This window comes from Mesosutterella faecium, from assembly GCF_022809315.2.
Lineage (GTDB): Bacteria > Pseudomonadota > Gammaproteobacteria > Burkholderiales > Burkholderiaceae_F > Mesosutterella > Mesosutterella faecium.
This window is the reverse complement of sequence record NZ_JAKZJU020000001.1, coordinates 551,306-575,385: the sequence shown is the minus strand read 5'-3', so window position 1 is coordinate 575,385 and position 24,080 is coordinate 551,306. Positions and strand designations below refer to the sequence as shown.

General features: G+C 52.8%; 23 protein-coding genes and 1 tRNA gene. All 24 read right to left on the bottom strand.

Features of this window, described 5'->3' with window-relative positions:
* Positions 1–194 precede the first annotated feature (194 nt).
* A complete protein-coding gene (locus tag MUN46_RS02740; protein WP_243376817.1) occupies positions 195–1,661 on the bottom strand; it encodes a high affinity choline transporter 1 in 1,467 nt (488 codons plus the stop codon).
* Positions 1,662–2,010: 349 nt separating this feature from the next.
* Positions 2,011–2,976, bottom strand: a complete 966-nt coding sequence (locus MUN46_RS02735) for a Tim44 domain-containing protein (protein ID WP_243376816.1) — start codon at positions 2,974–2,976, stop codon at positions 2,011–2,013.
* A 51-nt stretch (positions 2,977–3,027) separates the two neighbouring features.
* A complete protein-coding gene (gene ubiE / locus MUN46_RS02730) occupies positions 3,028–3,792 on the bottom strand; it encodes a bifunctional demethylmenaquinone methyltransferase/2-methoxy-6-polyprenyl-1,4-benzoquinol methylase UbiE (RefSeq protein ID WP_243376815.1) in 765 nt (254 codons plus the stop codon).
* A gap of 322 nt (positions 3,793–4,114) precedes the next feature.
* Positions 4,115–4,189 (bottom strand) — tRNA-Arg (locus MUN46_RS02725).
* A gap of 47 nt (positions 4,190–4,236) precedes the next feature.
* Positions 4,237–6,252, bottom strand: coding sequence for a replication restart helicase PriA (gene priA / locus MUN46_RS02720; RefSeq protein ID WP_243376814.1), 2,016 nt, complete (start codon positions 6,250–6,252; stop codon positions 4,237–4,239).
* 15 nt (positions 6,253–6,267) lie between these two features.
* On the bottom strand, positions 6,268–7,332 hold the full coding sequence (hemE, locus tag MUN46_RS02715) for a uroporphyrinogen decarboxylase (protein WP_285230623.1): 1,065 nt from the start codon (positions 7,330–7,332) through the stop codon (positions 6,268–6,270).
* 543 nt (positions 7,333–7,875) lie between these two features.
* On the bottom strand, positions 7,876–8,295 hold the full coding sequence (locus MUN46_RS02710) for a F0F1 ATP synthase subunit epsilon (RefSeq protein ID WP_243376811.1): 420 nt from the start codon (positions 8,293–8,295) through the stop codon (positions 7,876–7,878).
* 51 nt (positions 8,296–8,346) lie between these two features.
* Positions 8,347–9,750: a F0F1 ATP synthase subunit beta gene (gene atpD / locus MUN46_RS02705; protein ID WP_237977822.1), complete on the bottom strand. Its 1,404-nt coding sequence runs from the start codon at positions 9,748–9,750 to the stop codon at positions 8,347–8,349.
* A gap of 33 nt (positions 9,751–9,783) precedes the next feature.
* Positions 9,784–10,689: a F0F1 ATP synthase subunit gamma gene (atpG, locus tag MUN46_RS02700; protein ID WP_243376810.1), complete on the bottom strand. Its 906-nt coding sequence runs from the start codon at positions 10,687–10,689 to the stop codon at positions 9,784–9,786.
* Positions 10,690–10,716: 27 nt separating this feature from the next.
* Positions 10,717–12,258 carry a F0F1 ATP synthase subunit alpha gene (gene atpA, locus MUN46_RS02695; protein ID WP_237977820.1) on the bottom strand — a complete coding sequence of 514 codons (1,542 nt, stop codon included), beginning with the start codon at positions 12,256–12,258 and terminating at the stop codon, positions 10,717–10,719.
* A gap of 16 nt (positions 12,259–12,274) precedes the next feature.
* Complete coding sequence (locus tag MUN46_RS02690; protein ID WP_243376809.1) at positions 12,275–12,829, bottom strand: F0F1 ATP synthase subunit delta; 555 nt, start codon at positions 12,827–12,829, stop codon at positions 12,275–12,277.
* A gap of 3 nt (positions 12,830–12,832) precedes the next feature.
* Complete coding sequence (locus MUN46_RS02685; protein WP_243376808.1) at positions 12,833–13,303, bottom strand: F0F1 ATP synthase subunit B; 471 nt, start codon at positions 13,301–13,303, stop codon at positions 12,833–12,835.
* Between the two features lie 80 nt (positions 13,304–13,383).
* A complete protein-coding gene (atpE, locus tag MUN46_RS02680) occupies positions 13,384–13,623 on the bottom strand; it encodes a F0F1 ATP synthase subunit C (protein ID WP_237977817.1) in 240 nt (79 codons plus the stop codon).
* 63 nt (positions 13,624–13,686) lie between these two features.
* Positions 13,687–14,514, bottom strand: coding sequence for a F0F1 ATP synthase subunit A (gene atpB / locus MUN46_RS02675; RefSeq protein ID WP_243376807.1), 828 nt, complete (start codon positions 14,512–14,514; stop codon positions 13,687–13,689).
* 12 nt (positions 14,515–14,526) lie between these two features.
* Positions 14,527–14,949: a hypothetical protein gene (locus MUN46_RS02670; protein ID WP_285230543.1), complete on the bottom strand. Its 423-nt coding sequence runs from the start codon at positions 14,947–14,949 to the stop codon at positions 14,527–14,529.
* A gap of 65 nt (positions 14,950–15,014) precedes the next feature.
* Positions 15,015–15,926, bottom strand: coding sequence for a ParB/RepB/Spo0J family partition protein (locus MUN46_RS02665; protein ID WP_243376806.1), 912 nt, complete (start codon positions 15,924–15,926; stop codon positions 15,015–15,017).
* A 14-nt stretch (positions 15,927–15,940) separates the two neighbouring features.
* On the bottom strand, positions 15,941–16,735 hold the full coding sequence (locus MUN46_RS02660) for a ParA family protein (protein ID WP_243376805.1): 795 nt from the start codon (positions 16,733–16,735) through the stop codon (positions 15,941–15,943).
* Between the two features lie 14 nt (positions 16,736–16,749).
* Positions 16,750–17,400 carry a MarC family protein gene (locus tag MUN46_RS02655; RefSeq protein ID WP_243376804.1) on the bottom strand — a complete coding sequence of 217 codons (651 nt, stop codon included), beginning with the start codon at positions 17,398–17,400 and terminating at the stop codon, positions 16,750–16,752.
* Between the two features lie 44 nt (positions 17,401–17,444).
* A complete protein-coding gene (gene rsmG / locus MUN46_RS02650) occupies positions 17,445–18,098 on the bottom strand; it encodes a 16S rRNA (guanine(527)-N(7))-methyltransferase RsmG (protein WP_243376803.1) in 654 nt (217 codons plus the stop codon).
* Positions 18,095–19,996, bottom strand: a complete 1,902-nt coding sequence (gene mnmG, locus MUN46_RS02645; protein WP_243376802.1) for a tRNA uridine-5-carboxymethylaminomethyl(34) synthesis enzyme MnmG — start codon at positions 19,994–19,996, stop codon at positions 18,095–18,097. Before mnmG ends, rsmG begins: the two co-directional genes overlap by 4 nt.
* Before the next feature lie 91 nt (positions 19,997–20,087).
* Complete coding sequence (mnmE, locus tag MUN46_RS02640; protein ID WP_243376801.1) at positions 20,088–21,449, bottom strand: tRNA uridine-5-carboxymethylaminomethyl(34) synthesis GTPase MnmE; 1,362 nt, start codon at positions 21,447–21,449, stop codon at positions 20,088–20,090.
* A gap of 35 nt (positions 21,450–21,484) precedes the next feature.
* On the bottom strand, positions 21,485–21,853 hold the full coding sequence (locus tag MUN46_RS02635) for a hypothetical protein (RefSeq protein WP_285230542.1): 369 nt from the start codon (positions 21,851–21,853) through the stop codon (positions 21,485–21,487).
* Positions 21,854–21,961: 108 nt separating this feature from the next.
* Positions 21,962–22,735, bottom strand: a complete 774-nt coding sequence (gene istB / locus MUN46_RS02630) for an IS21-like element helper ATPase IstB (RefSeq protein ID WP_243377773.1) — start codon at positions 22,733–22,735, stop codon at positions 21,962–21,964.
* Complete coding sequence (istA, locus tag MUN46_RS02625) at positions 22,732–24,021, bottom strand: IS21 family transposase (RefSeq protein WP_285230541.1); 1,290 nt, start codon at positions 24,019–24,021, stop codon at positions 22,732–22,734. Before istA ends, istB begins: the two co-directional genes overlap by 4 nt.
* Positions 24,022–24,080: the final 59 nt, after the last annotated feature.

Sequence of the window (24,080 nt, the reverse complement as noted above, 5' to 3'; positions counted from 1 at the left end):
TTTGAGCTCTCAGGGCAGGAAGGAGCAGGAAGGAGCAGGCCGTCCTGGCCGGCTCAGCCGCACAGCCGCAAAAAGCGCACTGGGACAGGCCCGCGGGAAGCGAAAACGCCCGCAGGCCCGGCGCCGGGCTGTTTCTCTTTGAAAACCCGGGCGGCGAGGACCTGCCGCCCCGGGCTTTCCTCAGACCTCTTTCTTTAAACTGCCGGACGGTATTCGACCCTTTTGCTCTCAGCTTCCCATTCAGCCACATCAGCCCGATTCTGTCTAACAGGAAGCAGGGAGCCGACCACCATTCCAATTCCTGCCACTACAAAGCCCACCAAGACACTTGGCAGAACTTCCCCCAAGGGGGTGAGAGTGAGGATTGCCCACGACAGCCCTCCCAGGATAATGGATATGGCGCAGCCCAGACGAGTCGCCTTTTTCCAGTAAAGACCCAGCACCAAGGGCCAGAACGCGCCGACAACCGGGAACTGATACGCCATCGCCACCATGTCGTAAATCGCCGTTCCTTCCACCGACAGCGCATAAATCAGCACCAGGAGCGTAAAGGCAAGCACTGTCAGCCTCATGGTGCGGACCTCATGCTTCTCGTTGACGTGGGTGAAGTTTTTCAGAACGTTCTCCACAAAAGTTGTCGAAGGGGCCAGGATCGTTGCTGAAGCCGTTGACATGACGGCTGAAAGCACGGCTCCGAAAAACAGCACGCGCAGCCACATGGGCATATAGTCGCGCACTAGGGTGGGAAGCAGATGCTGAGGATCATTGTCAAGCATCCGCCCGGCGGCATCGGGCATGATCATGGAGGCCGCCACCACGATAAACATGGGGACTGACGCAAACAGGATGTACACCACGCCGCCGATAATGGGGCCGGCCACAGCGACCCGGCTGTTCTTCGCCGACATCACCCTCTGAAAGACGTCCTGCTGGGGAATAGAGCCGATCATCATGGTCATCGCAGAAGAAATCCAGAACAGCCACCCGCTGGCCGTCGGTTCAGGCAGAGCGTGGAACAGCCCTCGTTGTTCTGCATACGAAAACACTTTGCCCGCCCCGCCGGCAAGATCTCCTGCAAAAACAGCAATCACAGCCAGACCGACGATGATCAGGATCATCTGGAAAAAATCCGTCATGGCCACAGACCACATGCCGCCGTACATGGTGTAGAAAAGCACCACACACGTGCCGATGATCATCCCCAGGGTAACGGAAACCGCTCCTTCTGTGACCAGATTCAGAACCAGTCCCAGGGCAGACACCTGCGCAGCCACCCAGCCAAGATACGAAATAATGATGAATATGGAGCAGGCGAGCTCGATGCCGCGGCCATAGCGATGCCTGTAGAAGCTGCCGATGGTCAGAAGGTTCATCTTATAGAGCTTGCCGGCAAAAAAAGCTCCAACGAGGATCAGAGCCATACCGGAACCGTAGGGCTCCTCCACAACTCCGACCAGCCCCTCTTTAATAAAGCGACCGGGAAGCCCCAGCACCGTTTCCGAACCGAACCATGTCGCAAAAGTAGCTGTAATGACCATTGCAAGCGGCAGCGACCGGCCGGCCAGCGCATAATCCGCCGTCGTTTTTACGCGGGTTGCCGCATAAAGACCAATCCCAATGGAAACTGCCATGTAAAGCAGCAAAAAACCGACGAGAGACATGACCCGTGTCCTCCCAAAAGCAGCCGGGAAAAATTATTTTTTTGAAAGCGGGCTGAATTGTAAGAATCAAACCAAAAAATGAGACTCGGAAACGGCTCTGCAGACTTGGAAAATCTTCTTTTGTTTCACATAGATCAAACAATGGGACATCTGTCGACTCAATGCAGCTGACGCGCCTCTTTTCAAGGCAGCTCCCTGCGGCGTTCTGTTGCCGATTTGCAACAGGAGCTCACCCTCGTATCAGCCGCTGAAGTGGGTTTTCCATGGCCCCGGACACTCAAAAGGCCCGCGCCATTCTGCATGGCGCGGGCCTTCGTGTCAGACGAATGATTTTACGCAGCGGAAAAGATCAGGACTCTGCCACCTGCTGTATGCCAGCCAGCAGCCAGCCCTGATTCTGAGCCGCCACAGGGCGCTCCAGAGACCAGATTTCATTGACCTCCTCCACTTCACCGGAAACATTCACTCTGCCGGTAAAATGAACCGCTGCTACATAAGTGTCGCCCTCGGTTGTCAGGCCCGACAGCTCTGCATTCAGCGACAAAACGGAAATATCGAGCTTTTCCCCGTGCCTGTCGCGCAGCTGATGGGTAAGAACAGTAAAGACCTCGTCCGTGCAAAACTCGCTCAGCTGAAGAACGTTGCCGGTGCTCCAGGCCTGCTGAAGCCTTGTGAAATTTTTCTTGCACTCGTCCAGAAAAGCGGTTTTGTCGAAACCTTCAGGAAGCGAGGAAAGGGGCTGAGCAGAAGCCTTGGAAAACTCATCAAGCACGGATCCGGCCTGCGCCCTGTTGCCCTGGAAATAAGCTGCTCCGGAACGATCAGACTCCGGACCGCGTTCAGGAACGCCGGATTCCTGCCGGAGCACGGAGGTGTTCTGGACTGAGGCGCGTTGCGCAGCAGGGCGCAGCTGCTTGCGCCCAAACAAAACCTTCAGCAATGCAAGCCCTGCAAAAAACAACAAGGCCATCAACAAGATAGTCCCCAGTTCCGAGCCGATGCCCAAATAATGAGCAAGGGCTGCTATACCCAGGGCCGCAGCCGCCCCCATCAGCATGCCACGCAAAGGGCTGGCCGGTTTGGCCGCTGCAGGAGCTGCGCCGGCAGGGGCCGCCTTTTGCTGCTGAGGTGCAGCCTGGGGCCTTTGAGCCGGAGCCGGCTGAATGCCGCTTCCCCTGTTCGCGGGGGCCATCTGAGCCGGGGCCGGTCTGCCAAAGCTCATCCCGCCGCCAAAGCGCTTGGCCGCATCAGCGTTCGTAGCCAAAGCGAAAGCCATGAGGCCGGCCGCTAAAAGGGGAAACCATTTTTTCATCATCTTTTCCTCTTACGGTTGAATAAAACTAAAACAGAACTGCCTTATGAATTATTAGAATTTTTCCCCTGTATGCAGGGCACATACACCAAATGTAAGATTTTTCCAGGTCACGCGCCCAAAACCCGCTTCGCTCATCATCCTGGCGAGCTCTGCCTGAGGGGGATGCCGTCGGATGGATTCCACCAGATATTCGTAACTGTCCCTGTCGCCGGCTATCTTAGATCCTAACCAAGGCATAAATTTAAAAGAGTAAAAATCGTAAAAAGGTGCAAACCAGCGGGAACACTTCGAAAATTCCAGCACAAGCGTCCGGCCGCCGGGCTTTGTCACACGGCACATCTCCTCGAGCGCACGGCCTTTGTGCGTCATGTTGCGAAGGCCAAAAGAAACCATGACAACATCGAAATAATCGTCCGGAAAGGGCAGCTGCTCGCTGTCGCAAAGCACCACCTGACAGTGGCTGCCGTGTGCGGCGAGCCTGTGGGCGCCTATTGTCAGCATTTCCCGATTGATATCGGTCGCCCAGACCTCGCCTCCCGGAGTGCACTTCCCGGCAAACTGCAGGGCCAGATCCGCCGTACCCGAAGCAATGTCCAGAACCTTCATGCCCGGCTTAGCCGCCGCTTTCATCACGGCATATTTTTTCCAGAGCCGGTGCATCCCGAAAGACAGGACGTCGTTCATCAGGTCGTATTTTGGAGCAACGGAATCGAAAACTTCCTTTACCCGACCTTCCTTTTCCGACTCACGCACCTCAGCAAAGCCAAAGTCCGTCTGCTCTTGATTTTGCTCTTGCGAATGATCGTTTGCCGCCATAAGCCTTCCGGTCCCATCGAAATGCCGCCAACTCCGAACTTTACCCATCCTTCAGGCTTCAAAACAGCACCCACGCCGTCGCGGTGGCTTCCCCGCCGGCCAGCGGGCATTTTTTTCTGAAAGTGAGGACGGTAAGCGTTCGAGAGAAGAGTAAAAAATACCCGTCCGGACAGGATGGGCGTAAACAGCTGGCTTGAGAATACCAGGCTGCGAATCATGCAAGCCGGAAGCTTCCGGCGAAATATCAGGACCGCAGCGGAAAGCATGGCGCAGCCTGCGAGGGGCTGCAGCCGCATTGGAACTCCTGACATCATTGAAAATGTGGTGCCTCCGGAAGGAGTCGAACCTTCAATTCAGCCTTCGGAGGGCTGCGTGAGATCCGTTTCACTACGGAGGCAGGGGTGTAATTATAAATAAATATTTGTCGTAATGCTAATGCGAGGATCAAAACCTAACAGGGTCTATTTCCAACACAATGTTTCCATTATGGAAATCAGGAATAGGCAAAGCTTTCAGAAACGCATGGAGCCGCCTTCGCGAACTGCTTTCCACCAACAGCTGGGCACGATTTCTGTTGGCTACCCTGACCAGCGGCATCGGCACCGGGTCATAAAGAACGATGTCTGAGTCCTGAAAATCTCTTTTCAAAATCAGCATCCCTTCTTCCGTAATTTTCTGGAGGCAAGCCATTGCCTGATCCAAATCCTCATGATCCGCTGTGAACATGGCCTGATAGGTAAAAGGAGGACCCCCAGCTTCCCTGCGTTCTTTAAGCAGGGCATCTGCAAACCCAGGATAATCGTATTTTTTGAGAAACGAGAACACGATATCCTTGGGGAAACGGGTTTCCACCAGCACCAGACTTCTGCCGCCGGCCCGGCCTGCACGGCCCGAGACCTGCATTAGCGTTGAAAACAGCCTTTCCTTAGCCCGAATGTCCGTCGAAACAAGCTGGGCATCAGAGTTCAGCACTACCACAAGGGAAACATTCTTGAAATCATGTCCCTTGGAAATCATCTGTGTGCCAACCAAAATGTCCACTCTGCCGGCATGAACCTCATGAAAAGCTTTGTCCGTCTCCCTCTTGGTTTTCAAACTGTCCCTGTCAATGCGCAGCACTCTGGCCTGCGGCCACAGCTTTGACAAAACCTCCTCAATTCTCTGCGTTCCGGATCCCACCGGGATAATATCCGCCGCTCCGCAGCTGGGACAGCGTTCAGGGACAGGGCGCGAATAGCCGCAGTGGTGACAGACCAGCCTGTGGATATCCTTATGGAACACCATGTAGGCTGAACAGTGCGGACAGGCCGAAATCCAGCCGCAGGAAGGGCAACAAAGACTGGGGGAATATCCTCGGCGGTTAAGAAACACCAAAACCTGCTCTTTTCTGAGCAGGGCCTGAGAAATTTCGCTCTGCACCTCCTCAGTCAATCCTTCAGAGGTCTTTTTGTTCAGCTCAATCAGATGCAGATCCGGGAAAGAGGCTTTGGGGACTGCCCTCTGCTTCAGCTCAAGCAGCTTGTACTTTCCCTTTTTTGCAAGCTCCCAGCTTTCCAAGGATGGCGTAGCGGAGCCTAAGACTATCGGTATCTGAAGATCCTGCGCCCTTTTAACCGCCAGGTCTCTGGCTGAGAACCTCGCGCCGTCGGAAGCCTTGTAGGACAAGTCATGCTCTTCGTCGACAACGATCAGCCGGAGATCATGGAAACTAGCAAAAACAGCCAGGCGCGTGCCGACAAGGATCCTCGCCCGCCCTTCATGGATGGCAAGCCACGACCGGGCCCGCTCTCCCGGGGCCAGTTCCGAATTCAAGGTAACTATCTGGTCATGAGGAAAATGGCTTCTCACTCGAGAAACCAGCTGCGGCGTCAGGTTGATTTCTGGAACAAGCAGCAGAGCCTGCGCCCCGCCGGTCTGACTGAGAATTCTCTTCATAATCTGAAGATAAACCTCTGTCTTTCCGGAACCAGTCACGCCGTACAACAGCCAGGGGACAAATCCCTTGCTGCCGGTGACGGACTGCACGGCGCGCAGCTGCTCTGCATTTAATGAAGGCTCCGGCGGGCACTCCTTTTCCGGCAGAGCCGGCAGGCTTCTCAGCCGCTGCATGGACTGCTGATGCCGGATCCCCCTTTTTTTCCTGAAAAAAGCAGGAATGCCCGGAAGAGCCACTTCTCCCCATGCCCTGCAGTAATATTCGGCCGCAAAATGCGTCCATGACAGCCACTCTGCAGGCAGGGGCGAGAAATCATTAAGGACGCAGCCCACTGCCCTGAGCTTCCGCCGCTCAATGTCCGTCCAAGGCTTCAGGCCAACAACCAGGCCGGCTGTTTTTCGTCTGCCTACCGGCACAAGGACAAGATCACCGACGGCCACCAGCATTTCCTGCGGCACCAAGTAATCCAGAGGCGGCAGGCCCGCAACATCGACGATCACCTGGGCGTACTGGTCAGCAGCCATATGTCCTGACATCTCTTAATGGAAGCGGCGGCTGTACGAATGCACTTCATCAACCAACGCTGCCACAGCCTCTACCGGAGTTTGAATGTCTACTCCGTGTCCCAAATTAAACACATGTCCGCCTCCATCCACAGGGCCATAGGATTCCAGCACCTTCCGGACCTCCTGCCGAACGACGGTCTCGCCCGCCAGCAGGGCTGCGGGGTCAAGATTGCCCTGAAGGGCAGCCTTATCCGAAACAGCTGTCCGCACCTCAGACAAATTCACGCACCAGTCCAGTCCGACGGCGTCTGCCCCAATGCCTGCAAGATCCCGAACCCAAAGCCCACCTCCCTTGGTAAACACAATGACAGGAACCCGCCGACCTTCGTGCTCTTTGGGCAGCCTCTCTATCACGCGGCGCATGCTTTCCAGAGAGTACCTTCTAAACATCTCCGCAGACAGGCAGCCTCCCCAGGTGTCAAAAATCTGAACGGCTTGGGCGCCAGCAGAGATTTGAGCCGAAAGATAGGCTGCTACTGAGTCCGTATTGACGTTGATGATGTGCTCAAACAAATCTGGCCTTGCATACATCATGCGTTTCACAGTCAGCCAGTTCCGGCTCCCCCTGCCTTCAATCATGTAGCAGGCGAGCGTAAAAGGACTCCCGGAGAATCCAAGCAGCGGCACTCTGGATGACAGGGCCCTGCGTATGCTAGATACGGCGTCCATGACATAGGAGAGCTTTTCCATGTCCACCGGCTGGAGCCTGCGCACGGTCTTTTCATCCTGAAGAGGCTTTTCAAAAACAGGCCCGACACCGTTTTCGAACCTCAAACCCAGCCCCATTGCTTCTGGAATAGTCAGAATATCCGAAAACAAAATCGCAGCATCCAGATTAAAGCGGTCGACCGGCTGGAGCGTGACCTCTGTTGCCAAGTCTGGCGAATGAGCCATAGCTAGAAAACTGCCGCTTTTCGCACGAAGCGCCCTATATTCAGGCAAGAACCTTCCCGCCTGCCTCATCAGCCACACAGGCGTATAGGGGACAGGCTGCCTCAGCAAAGCTCTAAGAAGAACATCATTCATTAAAGGTTTCATAGTCACGAGACATTATCGAGCAGTAACGGCACCCCCCCGCAACCAGGGAAATAGCCTTAAAAAAACAAAGTCAGCAACGGTAACTTTATCAGACTAGGTCCGGCTGTAGATGACGGTCAGACCCTGGGCGAACAAGAAAAAGGCGTGCCAGCCCGGGAGGGAAAACCGGCTGACCGCCCCCGGGCGCAGGAAGTGAAAGATGAACGCAGCAGCTTTGGCAACCGCGCGAATGAGAGATTGGAGGGCCTTCGGTCCTGGCAAAACGCAGGAAAAAGAACTATGCCTGATGAACAGAGCCTTCCGCGCGTTGAAAACAAGTTTCAAACTGACAGAGAGAGCCCATCGCAGGGCAGTGCCGGAGGCGAAGCCCCCGTCTCGCGGGCTACGAAGAGGGAAAAACTGCCGCCCCTAGACTCACAGGTCCGAGCCCCGGTAGCAAAAAAGCATCGTGAATATTTCACGATGCCTTCTTGCCCTTTACCCCCGAGCTCCTGAAATATCAGGGCACCGGGAACTCAGTATTTGCTGATGCTTTTGCCTCTGTCAACGCTTTGCCGACAGCTTCTGAATAATCTTAAGCTCGGCAGACAAGGCCACCATCTCTGCTTCAAGGCGCGCGATCTCAAGGTCACCCTTGGCATTCTTGCGTAGCTCCTTGGTTTCCTCAAGGGCTTTCTTCGCCTTAGCCTCGTCCAAGTCTTCACTGCGAACGGCAGTGTCGGCCAAAACCGTGACAATGTCAGGCTGAACCTCCAGAATTCCGCCGGCGACAAAAATCCTCTTCACTTCAGGATCATCCGGCATTGTCACTCTGACAAAACCGGGCTTGATCCTGGTAATAAACGGAACATGTCCTGGCAGAACGCCTAATTCGCCTTCAACACCGGGCAACGCAACAAATTTAGCGTCACCGGAGAAAATATGCTTCTCCGCATTGACGACATCTACTCTTATCGTTTTCATCAAGTAGCCCCGCTGTCGAGTCCGGCCGGGTGTTCAAGCCCGGCCTTGCCATTATTTCAAGGTCTTGGCTTTTTCAAAAGCCTCATCGATGGTGCCGACCATGTAGAAAGCCTGCTCCGGCAGCTCATCGCATTCGCCGTCAACAATCATCTTGAAGCCGCGAATGGTTTCCTTCAGAGGAACGTACTTCCCCGGATTTCCAGTGAACACTTCGGCCACATGGAAAGGCTGAGACATAAACCTCTGGATCTTACGAGCGCGGGAAACCGTCAGCTTGTCTTCAGGAGCGAGCTCATCCATACCGAGAATAGCGATGATGTCGCGCAGTTCCTTGTAGCGCTGCAGAGTTTCCTGAACACGGCGAGTCGTGTTGTAATGTTCTTCGCCGATGATGTTGGGGTCCACCTGGCGGGAAGTAGAGTCCAGCGGATCGACTGCCGGGTAAATACCCAGAGAGGCGATTTCACGCGAAAGAACGATCGTGGCGTCCAAGTGCAGGAAGGTGGTGGCAGGCGACGGGTCGGTCAAGTCGTCAGCAGGCACATACACAGCCTGAACAGAGGTAATCGATCCAACTTTAGTCGAAGCAATGCGCTCCTGCAGGCGGCCCATTTCCTCAGCCAGAGTCGGCTGATAGCCCACGGCAGACGGCATGCGCCCGAGCAGAGCGGACACTTCCGTTCCGGCCAGGGTGTAGCGGTAAATGTTATCGATGAAGAGCAGAATGTCCTTGCCTTCATCGCGGAACGCTTCTGCCATCGTCAGACCGGTCAGAGCCACGCGGAGACGGTTTCCCGGAGGTTCGTTCATCTGGCCGAACACCATGGCCACCTTGTCCAGAACCTTCGCGCCTTCCATTTCATGATAGAAGTCATTGCCTTCACGGGTACGTTCGCCCACGCCGGCGAAAACCGAGTAACCGCCATAGGCCTTGGCGATGTTGTTGATGAACTCCATCATGTTGACGGTCTTGCCCACGCCGGCACCGCCGAACAGGCCGACCTTGCCGCCCTTGGCAAACGGGCAGATCAGGTCAATCACCTTGATACCAGTTTCCAGCAGTTCAACGGAAGGACTCAGTTCATCGAACTTCGGGGCCAGACGATGAATAGGCATGCGGCGATCAGCCTTGATTTCGCCCTGTTCATCAATCGGCTTACCCAGCACGTTCATAATGCGGCCGAGGGTGCCCTCGCCCACAGGCACGGAGATTTCGTGACCCGTAGCGCGCACCTTCATGCCGCGCTGAAGGCCATCGGAAGAGCCCATGGCAATGCAGCGGGCCACTCCGTCGCCAAGCTGCTGCTCCACCTCGAAGGTCAGCCCTTCTTCAGCAAGCTTGTTGCTCTCGTCGTGCTCCAAAACGAGGGCTTCATAAACTTTCGGCATCTGGTCGCGCGGGAACTGAACGTCCACCACAGCGCCGATAACCTGAATGATTTGTCCGATATTCATTATTGGATAATCCTCAGTTTCAAATCCTTAGCGTCAAGACACAGCAGCAGCGCCGCCCACGATTTCGGTAATTTCCTTCGTGATGGCGGCCTGACGCGTCTTATTGAAGACAAGCTGGAGCTCATCGGCCAGTTTCTTCGCATTGTCCGTAGCGGCCTTCATGGCCACCATGCGGGCACTCTGCTCAGAGGCCATATTTTCAGCAACAGCCTGATAAATAAGCGCTTCAACGTATCGGTTCAGCAATAGATCCAGCACGGCCTGAGCGCTAGGTTCATATTCATAGTCTCGGGTGTAGTGCGGTCCCTGAGAATCTGCAGCGCCCTGCTTTTGAGGCTCTCCTGCCAGCATCTCGCTTGTCGGCAGAGGCAAAAGCTGCTCAAAAACCGGCTCCTGCTTCATCGCATTGATAAAACGCGTATAGGCAAGGTACACAGCAGACACCTCGCCCTTTGCATAGGCTTCAAGCTGGACTCGAATGGCACCAATCAGTCGGTCAAGGTTGGGCTTGTCACCCAGCGCGATCACCTGACTTTGCACCGGCATTCCCAACCTCTGCAGGAAACCCAGACCTTTGTTGCCGATCGCTGTGGCGAAAATCTCATTGCCATCGGCATTCCACTGCTTGATATGGGTCAGGGTGTCGCGCAGAATGTTTGTGTTCAACGCACCGGCCAAGCCCTTATCCGTCGTAATGAGGATAAGGCCAATTTTTTTGGCGTCATTATGCGAAGCGAGGAACGGATGGCGGTAATCCGTATGAGAGGAAGCAAGATGAGAAATAATCCTGCGAATATCCTCTCCATACGGACGCGCCGCAAACATACGATCCTGCGCCTTGCGCATTTTCGAGGCCGCCACCATCTGCATCGCGTTAGTGATCTTGCGCGTATTGTTTACGCTCTTGATCTTTAAGCGTATTTCTTTTGTGCTTGGCATTGGGTCCTCTAAGATCGCTTGTCGCTTTTAAAAAGCACCGTTCTTCTTGAACTCGTTAATCGCAGCTTCGAGAGCAGAGGCATCTTCTTTGTCAAGAACCTTCTTTTCCTCGATGCGGTCAACAAGCTCCTTGTAGTGCTCCTGCATATAGTCGCGCATGGCGTCCTGAACGCGGAGTGCGTCCTTCACCTTGACGTTGTCATAGAACCCGATGTTGACGGAGAACAGCACCAGAGCTTCTTCCCAAACCTGAAGCGGATGATACTGAGGCTGCTTCATCAGTTCCGTAACAACGCGGCCGCGTTCCAGTTCCTTGCGGGTGGTCTCGTCCAGATCGGATGCAAACTGAGCAAAAGCAGCCAGTTCACGATACTGAGCCAGAGCCAAGCGCACGCCGCCGCCCAGCTTCTTAATGATCTTCGTCTGAGCAGCGCCGCCCACGCGAGAAACGGAAATGCCCGGGTTGATAGCCGGACGGATACCTGCATTGAACAGGTCCGTCTCAAGGAAGATCTGGCCGTCAGTAATGGAAATGACGTTCGTCGGAACAAAGGCGGTCACGTCACCGGCCTGGGTTTCAATGATCGGCAACGCAGTCATCGACCCGGTCTTGCCCTTGACCTCACCCTTGGTGAAGCGCTCCACATATTCCGCATTGACTCGAGCAGCACGCTCAAGCAGGCGGGAATGCAGATAGAACACATCGCCCGGGTAGGCTTCGCGTCCCGGCGGACGACGCAGAAGCAGAGATATCTGGCGGTAGGCCCAGGCCTGCTTGGTCAGGTCATCATAAACAATCAGAGAATCCTGGCCTCTGTCGCGGAAATACTCACCCATGGTGGCACCCGCGTACGGAGCGATATACTGCAGAGCGGCAGCTTCAGAAGCCGTAGCAGCCACCACAATCGTATAGTCCATTGCACCGTGTTCGGTGAGCTGACGGACGACGTTCGCAACGGTGGAAGCCTTCTGACCAATAGCCACATAAATGCAGGTCAGGTGCTTGCCCTTCTGATTAATAATGGTGTCCAGAGCAACGGCAGTCTTGCCCGTCTGGCGGTCGCCAATGATCAGCTCGCGCTGTCCGCGTCCGATCGGCACCATCGAGTCAATCGATTTCAGACCGGTCTGAACAGGCTCAGACACAGACTGGCGCTCGATCACGCCCGGAGCGATTTTTTCAACGACGTCGTACTGCTTGGCATTGATCGGGCCTTTGCCGTCAATCGGCTGACCCAGTGCGTTAACAACACGGCCAATCAGCTCGGGTCCAACGGGAACCTGCAGAATGCGCCCCGTCGTGCGAACTGTATCGCCTTCGGAAATATGGGTATATTCACCGAGAATCACCGCGCCGACCGAATCACGCTCCAGATTAAGCGCCAGGCCGTAGGTGTTGCCTGGAAATTCAAGCATTTCGCCCTGCATCACGTCGGAAAGACCGTGAATGCGGACGATGCCGTCGGTAACGGAAATCACGGTGCCCTGCGTACGAAGATCGGCCGAGACCCCGAGGTCTTCGATCCGCTTCTTCAGCAAATCACTGATTTCACTAGGATTGAGTTGCATTATTCAGCTCCGGAATTTATGCGGTGAGAGCCGTCTTCATTTGTTCAAGACGTGCACTGATCGAACCATCAAGAACCTGATCGCCAACGCGAATGCGCACCCCGCCAATCAAGTCACGATTGATCGTGACGTGGGGGACGAGCTTCTTGTTGGGGAAATGCCGAGCGAGAGCCTTCAGAAGATCTTCAATCTCGCTGCTGGACATTTCAAAAGCCGACTCGATATAAGCTTCGGCAATTCCTTCAGCATTATTAATGAGCTGACGATAGTCATCAGCAATGCTGGACCAGGCTGCGATACGGCCATTCTTCAAGACCACTGAAAGAAGGTTGTTGACCTCTTTCGGGGTTTCTGATTCCGGCAGTACGCTGTGGATAAGATCAATGATTTGCTCAGACGAAAGCTTCGGGTCGCCGAAAACCTGAGCAATCTCAGGCATGGCGATGACCTTGGAGATCTTCTCCACAGCTTCCAAGGCCGCCTTATGCTCCTCTACGGAAGCGTGGCGATCCTCAAGAGCCTGATACAAACCCTTGGCATAAGGCCGTGCAATTGTCGAAATTTCTGCCATGGTTTAAAGCTTCGCTTTGAGTTCTTCGAGCAGGGCTTTGTGGGTTTCCACATTAACTTCCCGCTTCAGAATCTGCTCAGCACCAGCCACCGCCAGCCGGGCCACCTGATCTCTTAAGGCGTCCTTGGCGCGGGCAATTTCCTGATCAGCTTCTTCATTGGCTGCTTTGACAATGCGATCAGCCTCGACCTGAGCCTGGGTCTTAGCCTGTTCAACGATGTTCTGGCCGCGTTTTTCACCATCAGCCACAATCGCAACAGCCTGAGCGCGAGCCTGAGCTTCAACGGCCTGCTGCTTCTTCGTTGCTTCGGCCAGAGCGCTCTGGCCAAGATCAGCAGCCCTCAGCCCTTCCGCGATCTTTTTCTGCCGATTCTCAATGGCGCGAATCAGCGGCGGCCAGATGTACTTCATGGTGACCCAGGCCCCCAGGAAGAACACGACCATTTGCACGAATAGTGAGGCGTTAATGTTCATTATTGAGTCCCATTAAGGTTAAACATCTGCTCCCTTAAAGGAACAGCGTTCAACACCAACTAAAAAGTGTTTTTAACTTTTTAGACGAAGGGATTCGCAAAGGCGAACATCATGGCGATACCAACGCCGATCAGGTACGCAGCATCAATCAGGCCGGCCAGAATGAACATCTTGGTCTGGAGAGTATCGATCAGCTCCGGCTGACGCGCGGAAGATTCGAGGAACTTCGCGCCCATAATGGCAATACCGATAGAAGCACCGCAGGCACCAAGGGCAATGATAATGCCGCAAGCCAGGGCAACGAGAGCAACGTTAGTCATTTAAAAGACTCCTTAAGATCTTCTTGGTTAGAGGTAAAAGAAGTTGAACAAAAAATTGTTAAATCAATGGCTTTCATGCGCCTGACCCAAGTAAACCAAGGTCAGCATCATCATAATGAAGGCCTGTAACAAAACGATCAGAACGTGGAAAAGCCACCAGCCAAGGCCTCCCACAATCTGCCCGAGCGTGCTGAGCGTTCCGCCGACAACACCAAAGCTGAGGGCGTAGCCTCCCAACAATGCCAGCAGGAAGAACAGCAGTTCGCCAGCATACATATTGCCAAACAGTCGCATCCCAAGGGAAACGCATTTGGCCAAATATTCAATGATATTGAGAACCAGGTTAAAAGGCCAAAGAAGCGGATTGGCACCAAACGGAGCCGTGATCAGCCCCTTGAAGAAACCGGCGAATCCGTGAGCCTTAAACCCGTAATAAATCATGAGAAGCAGCACGCCGACGGAAATGCCGAGAGTGCCGTTCAAATCGGCGGTCGGCAAAGGCCTGAGATGCTCAAAGCCTAGCAGAGAAGCAATCTTGGGAAGGAGATCGACCGGAAGCAGGTCGATGCAGTTCATCAAGGTCACCCAGACGAAAACCGTCAGCCCAAGCGGGGCAATGAAGGTCCTGTCCCCGTGAATGAGGGTGCGGGCCTGCGTGTTCACAAACTCCACCATCATCTCAACAGCGCACTGCCATTTTCCAGGCACACCATCCGTTGCCTTGTTGGCGGCTTTGTAGAGCAGCCACAGAGCAATGGCCATGATGAGGATAGAAAAGAAAAGCGTGTCGTAGTTAATAACTGAAAAATCGACAATAGACGACTGCTTGCTTGAAGCAAGGTTCGCCAGGTGATGCCGAATATATTCAGTGGCGGTTGGAAGAGAGGACATAAAAGCCTTTCCTTATTTCTTCAGTAGAAGCTGTCCTGCCATAGGAGCGCTGGCTACTATGAACAGTGAAATTAGAAACACTGGCCAACAGAGATTCTGGTAAGACCAAGCTGCGAGGCACATGAGGCCTATTGCTGTCAATGTCCTTACAAAAATCCCTATCTGGAGAAGAACCGCCCCTATATGCGGCTGACTTGGTGTTACCGCGGCAACTGCTGCCATAAGCAGAGCGGAAGGAAAAATATACGATCCCGAGGCTAACAGGGATGAAATAAAACCGTTCCACCCGGCAGCAACGCCACCAACTACCGCCAGCACTGCGCCGCACGAGACATAAGAAAGCAACGCATTAAGCCATCCGCCGCTTTCCACACCGCAAAAAGAGCCCTTCATCCAGAAAATCCAGCTAATTTTAAAAGTAAGCGTTTGTTTCAACAACTACCAATATGAAGTAGTACAAAAAACAAAAAACAGCCATCACGGACTAACAGCAACACCTCTTAAGAGGTATATCCCAGACGCTCAAGCAGTTCATTTAATTGGTCTAAACTAGTGTATTTAATTGTTATTTTACCCTTTTCTCTAGTTTCAGCGGAGAGTTTCACTTCAGCACCGAATGTATCGGACAGTGACTCCTCTATATGAAGGATATCCCTCGTTTTTTTTGCCGTTTTTTTGACTGTCTTTTTACGCCCCTCGGACAAAAGGGCGGATACGGTCCTTTCCGTCTCTCTGACCGACAGCCCTTTCATCACAATTTGATTAGCGACAAAAATCTGGTCATCTGGCTTCAGGGGAATCAACGCGCGCGCATGCCCCATATCGATTTTATCGGCCATCAGAAGATTCTGTACCTGCGGAGTCAGTTTAAGAAGCCGCAGAGTATTGGAGATAGCCGGACGGCTTTTCCCAAGAGCTTCAGACATCTGATCCTGTGTCATATTGAACTCTTTCATCAGACGGATCATCCCTTGGGCTTCTTCTATGGGGTTGAGGCCCTCTCTTTGTATGTTCTCAATTAACGAGAGAGACAGAGCCTGTTTGTCCGGCACATCACGAATGATGACTGGGATTGTTTTCATACCAGCCATTTTGGCCGCACGGTAACGTCTTTCCCCGGCAATGATTTCCCAGCGCTGAGGACCGACCGAACGAACCAGAAGCGGCGACATCAGCCCCTGGGATTTTATGGACGCAGACAATGAAGCAATCGACTCGGGATCCATATGCGTCCGCGGCTGATACTTTCCGGGCTGCAGGCAATCTATCGGCAGTTCAGCCAGGCCTCCTTCCTTAGGTACAGGATCCGCGCCCTTGTCTTTTTCCTGAACATCATTGTCAAAGATTTCCTTGGCGCTTCCGAGTCCGAGCGCCCCGAGCCCTCGGCCTAGAGCCTTTCTTTTTAACGCCATCTTTCAACTCCTTACTATGAGGGGGTGGACTGACTTTTGGTTTTAGCCAAGATTTCCGAAGCAAACGCCTTGTAAGCCTTGGACCCCTTGCAGGACGGGTCATACAAAACACCGGGAACGCCGTAACTCGGAGCTTCCGCTAGTCTGACATTCCTCGGAATCACTGTATCAAACACACGGTCGCCGAAATGGCTTTTTAGCTGATCGCTCACTTGTTCCTGAAGGGTAATGCGTGAATCGAACATCACTCTCAGAAGTCCAATGGTGTCAAGGTAACGGTTTTTCTGCAGATGCACAAATTTTACTGTCTCAACCAGATCCGTCAGTCCTTCTAGAGCAAAGTACTCGCACTGCATGGGAATAATGACTCCCTGGGCACAGCAAAGTGCGTTCAGCGTCAAAAGCGAAATGCTAGGAGAACAGTCAATCAGGATGAAGTCGTAGTCAGCCAGTTTTTCAGACAATGCGTCTCTCAGTCGAAAATCACGGTGCGCAATGTCTACCAGTTCGACTTCCGCTCCGGCCAGATCCCTGTTAGAAGGCAGAAGGTCATAGCTACCTTTGGAGAATTCCGGCAAAGCACGCACCACGACATCATCAAACCTAGAGGCACCGATTAAAAGCTGATAAACGGAATTTTTCAGTGTTCTTTTATCTATCCCGCTTCCCATTGTTCCGTTGCCTTGAGGATCAAGGTCAATCATCAGCACTCTTTGCCCTTTTAGCGACAGGGCTGCGGCCAGATTAATACATGTGGTCGTCTTCCCGACACCGCCTTTTTGGTTAGCCACACAAAATATACGAGACATATTCGCGCCTTGTCCTATTGTGGAAGAGTCGTCCAAAGAGAAGAAAATCCTTGCCAGAAAACGCTGATGCCAATGCACACAAGGATGAAAGCAAACAGCCTGGCCAGCGCATCCGCTCCAGCCGCACCCACAGCTTTAGGAATTTTGTCACTGAAGCGGAAACAAACCCATGTGAGCAGCGTAATGGCTATTGAAGCAGCGACGCACCCGAAAATTGTCGCGATGCTCCCCGTCTGGCTCGATCCGATCGCCGCGGCGGCCGCAATTGTTCCCGGCCCCGTTGTCAAGGGAAGGGTCAGAGGATAAAAAGCCATGGACATGAGTTCAGCGTCGCTTCGATCAGACAAGCCTTTGTCTTCCACATCCCCGGTATGAACCGGCGCATGGAGCGCCTGCCACCCGGCCGAAACAAGGACCAGGCCGCCTCCGACCTGAAGCACTGCTAGAGAAATTCCAAAAAAGGACAGAATGAGACGACCGGCAAAAATAGAAACCATGAGAACGATGAAGCAGTAGAGCGCCATCCTATTGGTGATTCTCGCCCTCATGTCGACCCTGACTCCCTGAGTCAGGGTTAAAAAAAACATGGCTCCCCCGAAAGGATTCATGATAGGCAGGAATGTGGCAAACACTAACAGGAATGACTGCAGAAAAGTATCGAACATTTAAATCTCCGGCATAGGATCTACGTGAACAGCTCTGTGCTGTCTCAAGCCCCCTTTCTCTTGATTTCCACAAACGTCCTGTCTTCCTGCAACCCGGGAACACGAACCGGGTATCTGACATCGCTTACAAAGAAATTTTCAGGGAGATCATTCATTTCGCTGTCCGGCCTCTTACCCTTCATGGCAATCCACGTCCCGCCGAGCCGCACGCAGTGCTCTGTCAGAGAAAGAAAAAGCCTAAGGGAGGAAAACGCACGACAAACGGCCAGATCAGAAGAAAGGCCTCTGCAATCCTCGATCCTCGCATGAACGGCCTGAAGATTGGGTAACCTCAGCTGAGCAGCAGCCTGTGAGACAAACCTGCTTTTTTTCCCAACGGCATCGATCGAAATAATTTCTGCCTTTGGAAAGCAGACGGCCAACACCACAGCAGGAAGGCCCCCGCCGGATCCAACATCGATAATCTTGGCATCCTCCGCCACGCCCCGGTCTCGGAGATATGGAACAAGGGACAGACAGTCAAGCAGATGCCTAGTCACCCCTTCCTGAACAGACTCAATGGAAGTCAGATTAAAAACACGATTCCATCGGGCAAGCAGCTCAAGGTAATCCAGCAAAACAGACTGCTGGATGGAGGACAGCGAAAGCCCGAGATCATCGAGACCAAGCCCCAGCTTTTTTAATGCTTCGTCATTCATGCCCTCATCCTTTTACTTTTTGAGAGGTAAATCAAAAGTAAAGACACTGCAGCCGGAGTGACTCCTGAAATCCTTCCGGCCTGTCCAATGGTTTCCGGCTTAATTTCCTTCAGCTTCTCTCTCACTTCAAAGGAAAGCCCCCGGACATCATCGTAATTTAAGTCCGCAGGAATTCTCTGCGTTTCATTCCTCAGAGCCCTGTCGATCTCATCTTTCTGTCTGGCAATGTAGCCTTCATATTTAAAAGCAATCTCAATTTCCCGGACCTCACGGTCCGTCAGATCCTGATCCGGGACAAGAGATCTGCCTTCGTGCAACTTAAGCCCCATTAAATCTCGATAGCGCACTTCAGGCCTGGACAGAAGCTGTCTGAGGGAGTATTCATGCTCAATGTTTGATCCCAAAACTCTGGCCGCTTCCTCCGGCTCAAGCTCCGACGGGTGAACCCATGTAGTTTTGAGACGCTGTGTTTCACGTGAAACATCTTCCTGTTTTTTGCAGAAAAACTCCCATTGCTCATTGGTTATGACACCCAGGTTCCTAGCCTGAGGAGTGAGCCGCGCATCGGCATTGTCTTCTCGTAAATTAAGCCGGTATTCCGCCCTCGAAGTAAACATGCGGTAGGGTTCCGTCACACCCTTGGTGGTTAAATCGTCGACCATGACCCCTAGGTATGCTTCGTCGCGCCGGGGAACCCAGGGATCTTTTCCTTTCGCTCTCAATGCAGCATTAATGCCTGCTAAAAGTCCCTGAGCTGCAGCCTCTTCATAACCCGTTGTTCCGTTGATCTGACCGGCAAAAAACAAATTAGGCATCTTCTTTGTCTCGAGCGATTTCTTCAGTCCACGCGGGTCGTAATAATCATATTCAATGGCATATCCAGGACGCAGGAGATAAGCATTCTCGAGCCCCTTCATGGCGTGCACCATCTCCAGCTGGACATCAAAAGGCAGGCTCGTCGAAACGCCATTGGGATAGAAGACGTTGCTGTTCAACCCTTCGGGCTCGAGAAAAACCTGATGGCTGTCCTTGCCCTTAAACCTCACGATTTTCGTCTCAATAGAAGGGCAGTAGCGCGGCCCGACACCGGTAATCACGCCCGTATAAATGGGGGATCGGTCAAGCGAACCCAGGATAATCTCATGCACCCTCGGATTAGTCCTTGTAATAAAGCAAGGTAGCTGCCGGGGGTGAGGCACATTTTCCTTCCAGGAAAAATAAGGCAAAGGTTCCTCAGGGACATCCTGCCTTTCGCACTTATCAAAGTTAATGGATCTTCCGTCAATCCGGGGAGGCGTTCCCGTCTTCAGCCGCCCCTGCGGCATGCCAAGTTCAATCAGGCGATCAGCAAGCCTGATGGAAGGCGGATCTCCAATCCGGCCGGCTGGATAATGCTGAAGGCCGACATGAATAAGGCCATGCAGAAAAGTACCCGAGCATATAACAACACAGGCCGAATGAAATCGTACCCCTGTTTTTGACACCACCCCGGCCGCTTGCCCATTGACGATGATTAAATCATCCGCTGCTTCCTGAAAAATATAGAGATTCTCCTGATTTCCCAGAAATGACCTCATCGCCGCCTTATAAAGTTCGCGGTCGATTTGAGCACGTGTAGACCGGACGGCAGGCCCTTTTGAGTCATTGAGGATACGCATCTGAATTCCGGCCAGGTCAGCGGCACGCCCCATTGCGCCGCCCATAGCATCGATCTCATGAACAAGCTGTCCCTTGCCAATACCTCCAATCGATGGATTGCAGGACATCTGCCCCAAGGTGTCCATATTGTGCGTCAGTAGCAAAGTTCTGCAGCCCGATCTGGCTGAGGCCAGAGCCGCTTCTATGCCGGCATGGCCGCCACCCACTACCACGACATCAAACACGATTGGAAAATCCATTTTTTCCCTCAGAGAAGACAAGAGCCTTGTTTCACGTGGAACATTGCTTCGCGCGTTTCACCGAAACAATACAGCAAAGACAGAGCAAAAGTTATTTACCGATGCAGAATGTACTGAAAATTTTCCCAAGCAAATCGTCAGAGGAAAACTCCCCAAGGATCCGTCCCATCGCGGTGCCGGCAAGCCTAAGCTCCTCTGCCACCAAGTCCAGCTGCCTAGCAGAGGAATTCAATATGTCCTTAGCCTGACAGACATGCTGCTCCGCCTTCCGAAGTTCCTCGAGATGCCTTCTGCGGGCCATATAAACGGACTGCACGGTGCCATCAAAACCTACAATTTTCAGAATCGCGCGCTTAAGATCTTCTATTCCAGTCCCAAATTTAGCTGATATTCCGATTCTGTCAGCTGAAGATTTAAATGGCTCCTCAAGCAAATCAATTTTGTTTACCACATGAAGCACAGGCGTGCCTTCTGGCAAGTGTTCATGAATAAGTTCAAGCGTAGAAGGAGAACGGGAAACATTGCATGCTTCGAGATGCAAAACCATGTCTGCCTTTTCTATCTGCTTCAGTGTCCTGCTGATGCCGGCGGATTCAACAACATCGTCAGTCTGCCGAAGACCCGCGGTATCCACCAGCTGAATCCGAACTCCGTTGATCAAAATGGCGTTTCCTAGCAAATCCCGGGTAGTTCCCGGAACCTCGGTCACGATGGCCACATCTTTTTCAGAAAGGCGATTCAGAAGGCTCGATTTCCCGACATTAGGACTTCCAACCAGAACGACAACGGCTCCTTCCTGCAGCAACTGCCCTTGATCAGCTGTTCGGATGACTGTTTGAAGATGAGCACTGATCTTGCCAATTTTTTCGTTAATCCTTCCCTCTTGCAGAAAATCAATCTCTTCTTCAGGAAAATCAAGAATCGCTTCAACCTGAGTCCTTAATTCAATCAGCTCCTCTTCAATCTGCCCGCATTCTTTGGAAAAACCGCCGATGAGAGAACGGTTGGCGGCGCGCAACGCACTCTCGGAACTCGCATTCACGAAATCCATGACTGCTTCCGCCTGAGCCAAATCCAGCCTCCCATTGAGGAACGCTCTTTTTGTAAATTCCCCTGGTTCAGCCAAGCGCACGGAATCATCGAAGGCAAGAATATTTTTGATGATCAGATTCAGAAGCACTGGATTGCCATGAACCTGAAATTCAACCACATCCTCACCAGTATAGGAATGAGGAGCCTTGAACCAAATCACAATCCCTTTATCAAGGGCGTTGCCCGCCGTATCTAAGACAGAGGTGAAATAAGCATGCCTGGGCTGCGGCAAAGAGAGGCCTGTCATCCCCTTTATCAGCCCAAGGGAGGCTGACTCTGTACCGGAAAAGCGGATAACGCCAATTCCGCTTCTGCCAGGAGCGGTCGCTACTGCTACGATTCCTTCTGCTTGTCTCGTCATGATTACGTCACCTGTCTTTGAATCAGGCAGGAGCCTCAGTAGCTTCCCGAGCCTGCTCCCGCCGCCCCTATACAGAGCCTCCCAGCAATGGGGGCTATTGCCGTTTTAACACCATAAAACCGAATATGCCGGCGGCAGGACCTCACGGCTTCTTTCCGTAACTTTTCACACAAGAAACCCTCTGGCTGCGCCATCTGCTTCACCAGTGAGAGTGAATATGCACATAAGGCCTTGCCACCACATGGCAGAGGTTCCCGCATCCGGCTGCGTTTTTTCAGCTTTCTTTCAGCAAGGCTGCCCTTGTAAAGTCCTGCTTCGGCTTTTGAAGTCAGCGAAGCGGATTCCGGCTGACAAAGATCCATAAGCCGAACCGTTCCGCTCGCATTGTTTTCGGTCTCCTGCATCTCGCTGAAATGCAGGAAGTTTAATCGCAAATAGCATCTGAACTGTCAAGCGTATGTCGATTTGCCCCCCAAAACGACAAAAAAGTGACCCCCCTTTAATTTGTTAGATTAAGCGTTGTGATCACCCAGAAGCTTTAACTTCTGAGCCTCTCGTATCCGATAACTATCTCCGACAATGGTGACAGGCGTGCAATGATGAAGCAGCCTGTCCAAAATGGCGGCAGCTACAGTTGGATCCCCAAAGATCATTCCCCAGTCATTCAGCGACCTGTTGCAGGTGATCAGGATGCTTTTATGCTCGTAACGCCTGCTGACGAGTTGGAAGAACAGGTTCGAGGTTTGGGCAGAGAATGGCAGATAGCCGACTTCATCAATGATCAGTAGCTTCGGCTTATAAAGCGAGGACAGCTTTTCGTTAAGCGTGCCTTCTTTATTAGCCTTCTGCAGTCCGGCCATCAGGTGGGATGCGCTGATGAACAACACATTCTGGCCCTTTTGGACTGCACGACGCCCAAGAGCGATGGCCAAATGGGTCTTCCCTACGCCCGGAGGCCCAAGAAACAGGACATTTTCACCAGAATCGACCCATTCCATTTTCGCAAGCTCTCGGATAACACCTGGATCCAGCGAAGGCTGGGCACTGAAGTCAAAGCTCTCCAGAGTGCATGCCCTGGGAAAATGTGCGGCCATGGTTGAAAGCTTGATTCGGTTGGATTCTCTTTGGTCCACTTCTTTGGACAAAACATACTCAAGCGTTTCCCGAGGTGTCATTTTTGCGCCGGAGGCAGCTTCCAGCATTTCGGTAAGGTGATCGCGCATATAAACCAGGCGCAGACGAGCTGCCATCTGGCTCAGCCGCTCATCCGTGGCACGTGTCCTCATGACCAGGTTCCTCCGGCTACATTGGAGTAGGTTATTAATGCGCGGGATAAACGGTTTTGTTTGAACTCCGGCTTAACTTCCGGAAGAGGCTGGAGTTTTTTTCCTAAGGGCGTTTCACGTTGCTGCTCAGGCTTGTATACTGACTTCGCCTTATCCAACTCGATGACAAACTGTCCTTTTCTGGAAACGGAGATTGAGCTTTCATCTATCAGGAGTTGGACCTCTTTGTGAGCTAGCCCTTTCGCCAGCTGGTAGGCGTTGCCATCGACGCGGATAAGGCCCGCAGCGTCGACCTTTCTGGTCTCTTCCCTGACATTGGCCACTTTCGGATGGCCATCGATGGGACGCAGTGTTTTCTTCTCAATGGCAAACCGTTCTTTGGGTGTCCTGATGTCTTTGAGGAAGTCATTTAGGTGCCGTTGGTCTGCGTACGTCAGAGACCAGGTTTCCAGCCATTGGTTCAGCTCCTGCAGAGATTTGAATTTTTTCCCAGCCAAAGCATTTTCTTTGACATATCGGACGCAGCGCTCGACCTTGCCTTTGCTCTGGGGGTGGTATGGAGTACTGACAATGGGCTTGACAGCCCACTGGCGGCAGAAATAGAGGTAGCCTTCCGTGAGCTCAACCCGTCCCTTCCGGCGGTGCTCCGTCACCAGGCTCCTGCAGTTGTCGCTGAGCAGACTGACAGGAACGCCGCCAAAAAAGGAAAATGCAGACTCAATGCCGTCAAACCAGGCCGCTTGGTTTTCATGGCTGTAAGCCTTAGTGAAGATCCTTCTGGAAAAGCCAAGCACAGCTACGAAGAAATGGATATGGACAGGCTGTGATGCAATCATCACGTCCTGTTCCCCAAAATCAATCTGCATTTGCTGCCCGGGTGCTGTTTCATAGCGGCAGAAAGCCTGTACCTCTTTAATCTGACGCCTGAAAGGTCGGCAAAAGCGCTGAATCTGGCGCAGATTGATCTTTTGGGTGCTGGAGGATTCAAGATCCCGCTGGACAACAGCACAGTTGCCTTCATCTGTGAAAAACAGCTCTCGAACCCTGGAACGGTTGTCGTTTAGCCATTTCATGGCTTCTGACCGGCCTTGGCCGGTCGGAGCCCGGCCCCTCAAATACCGGCGCACTGTGTTTCTTGAAATGTGGAGCTGGCGGGCAATCGCTTTAATTGAGCGGTGCGCCTTGGCCAAATCCGTGATTAATTTAACCTCTATCTCTGTGAGCATCTTTTCAGGGCAAGTTAGTTGGACTGTCCCAATAATGCTCTGATGCTTTCTATGCTTCATAAGCCCCCTTTCGGGGGGTCAAAATTATGTCGTTTTGGGGGATATTAATCTGTCGCTCA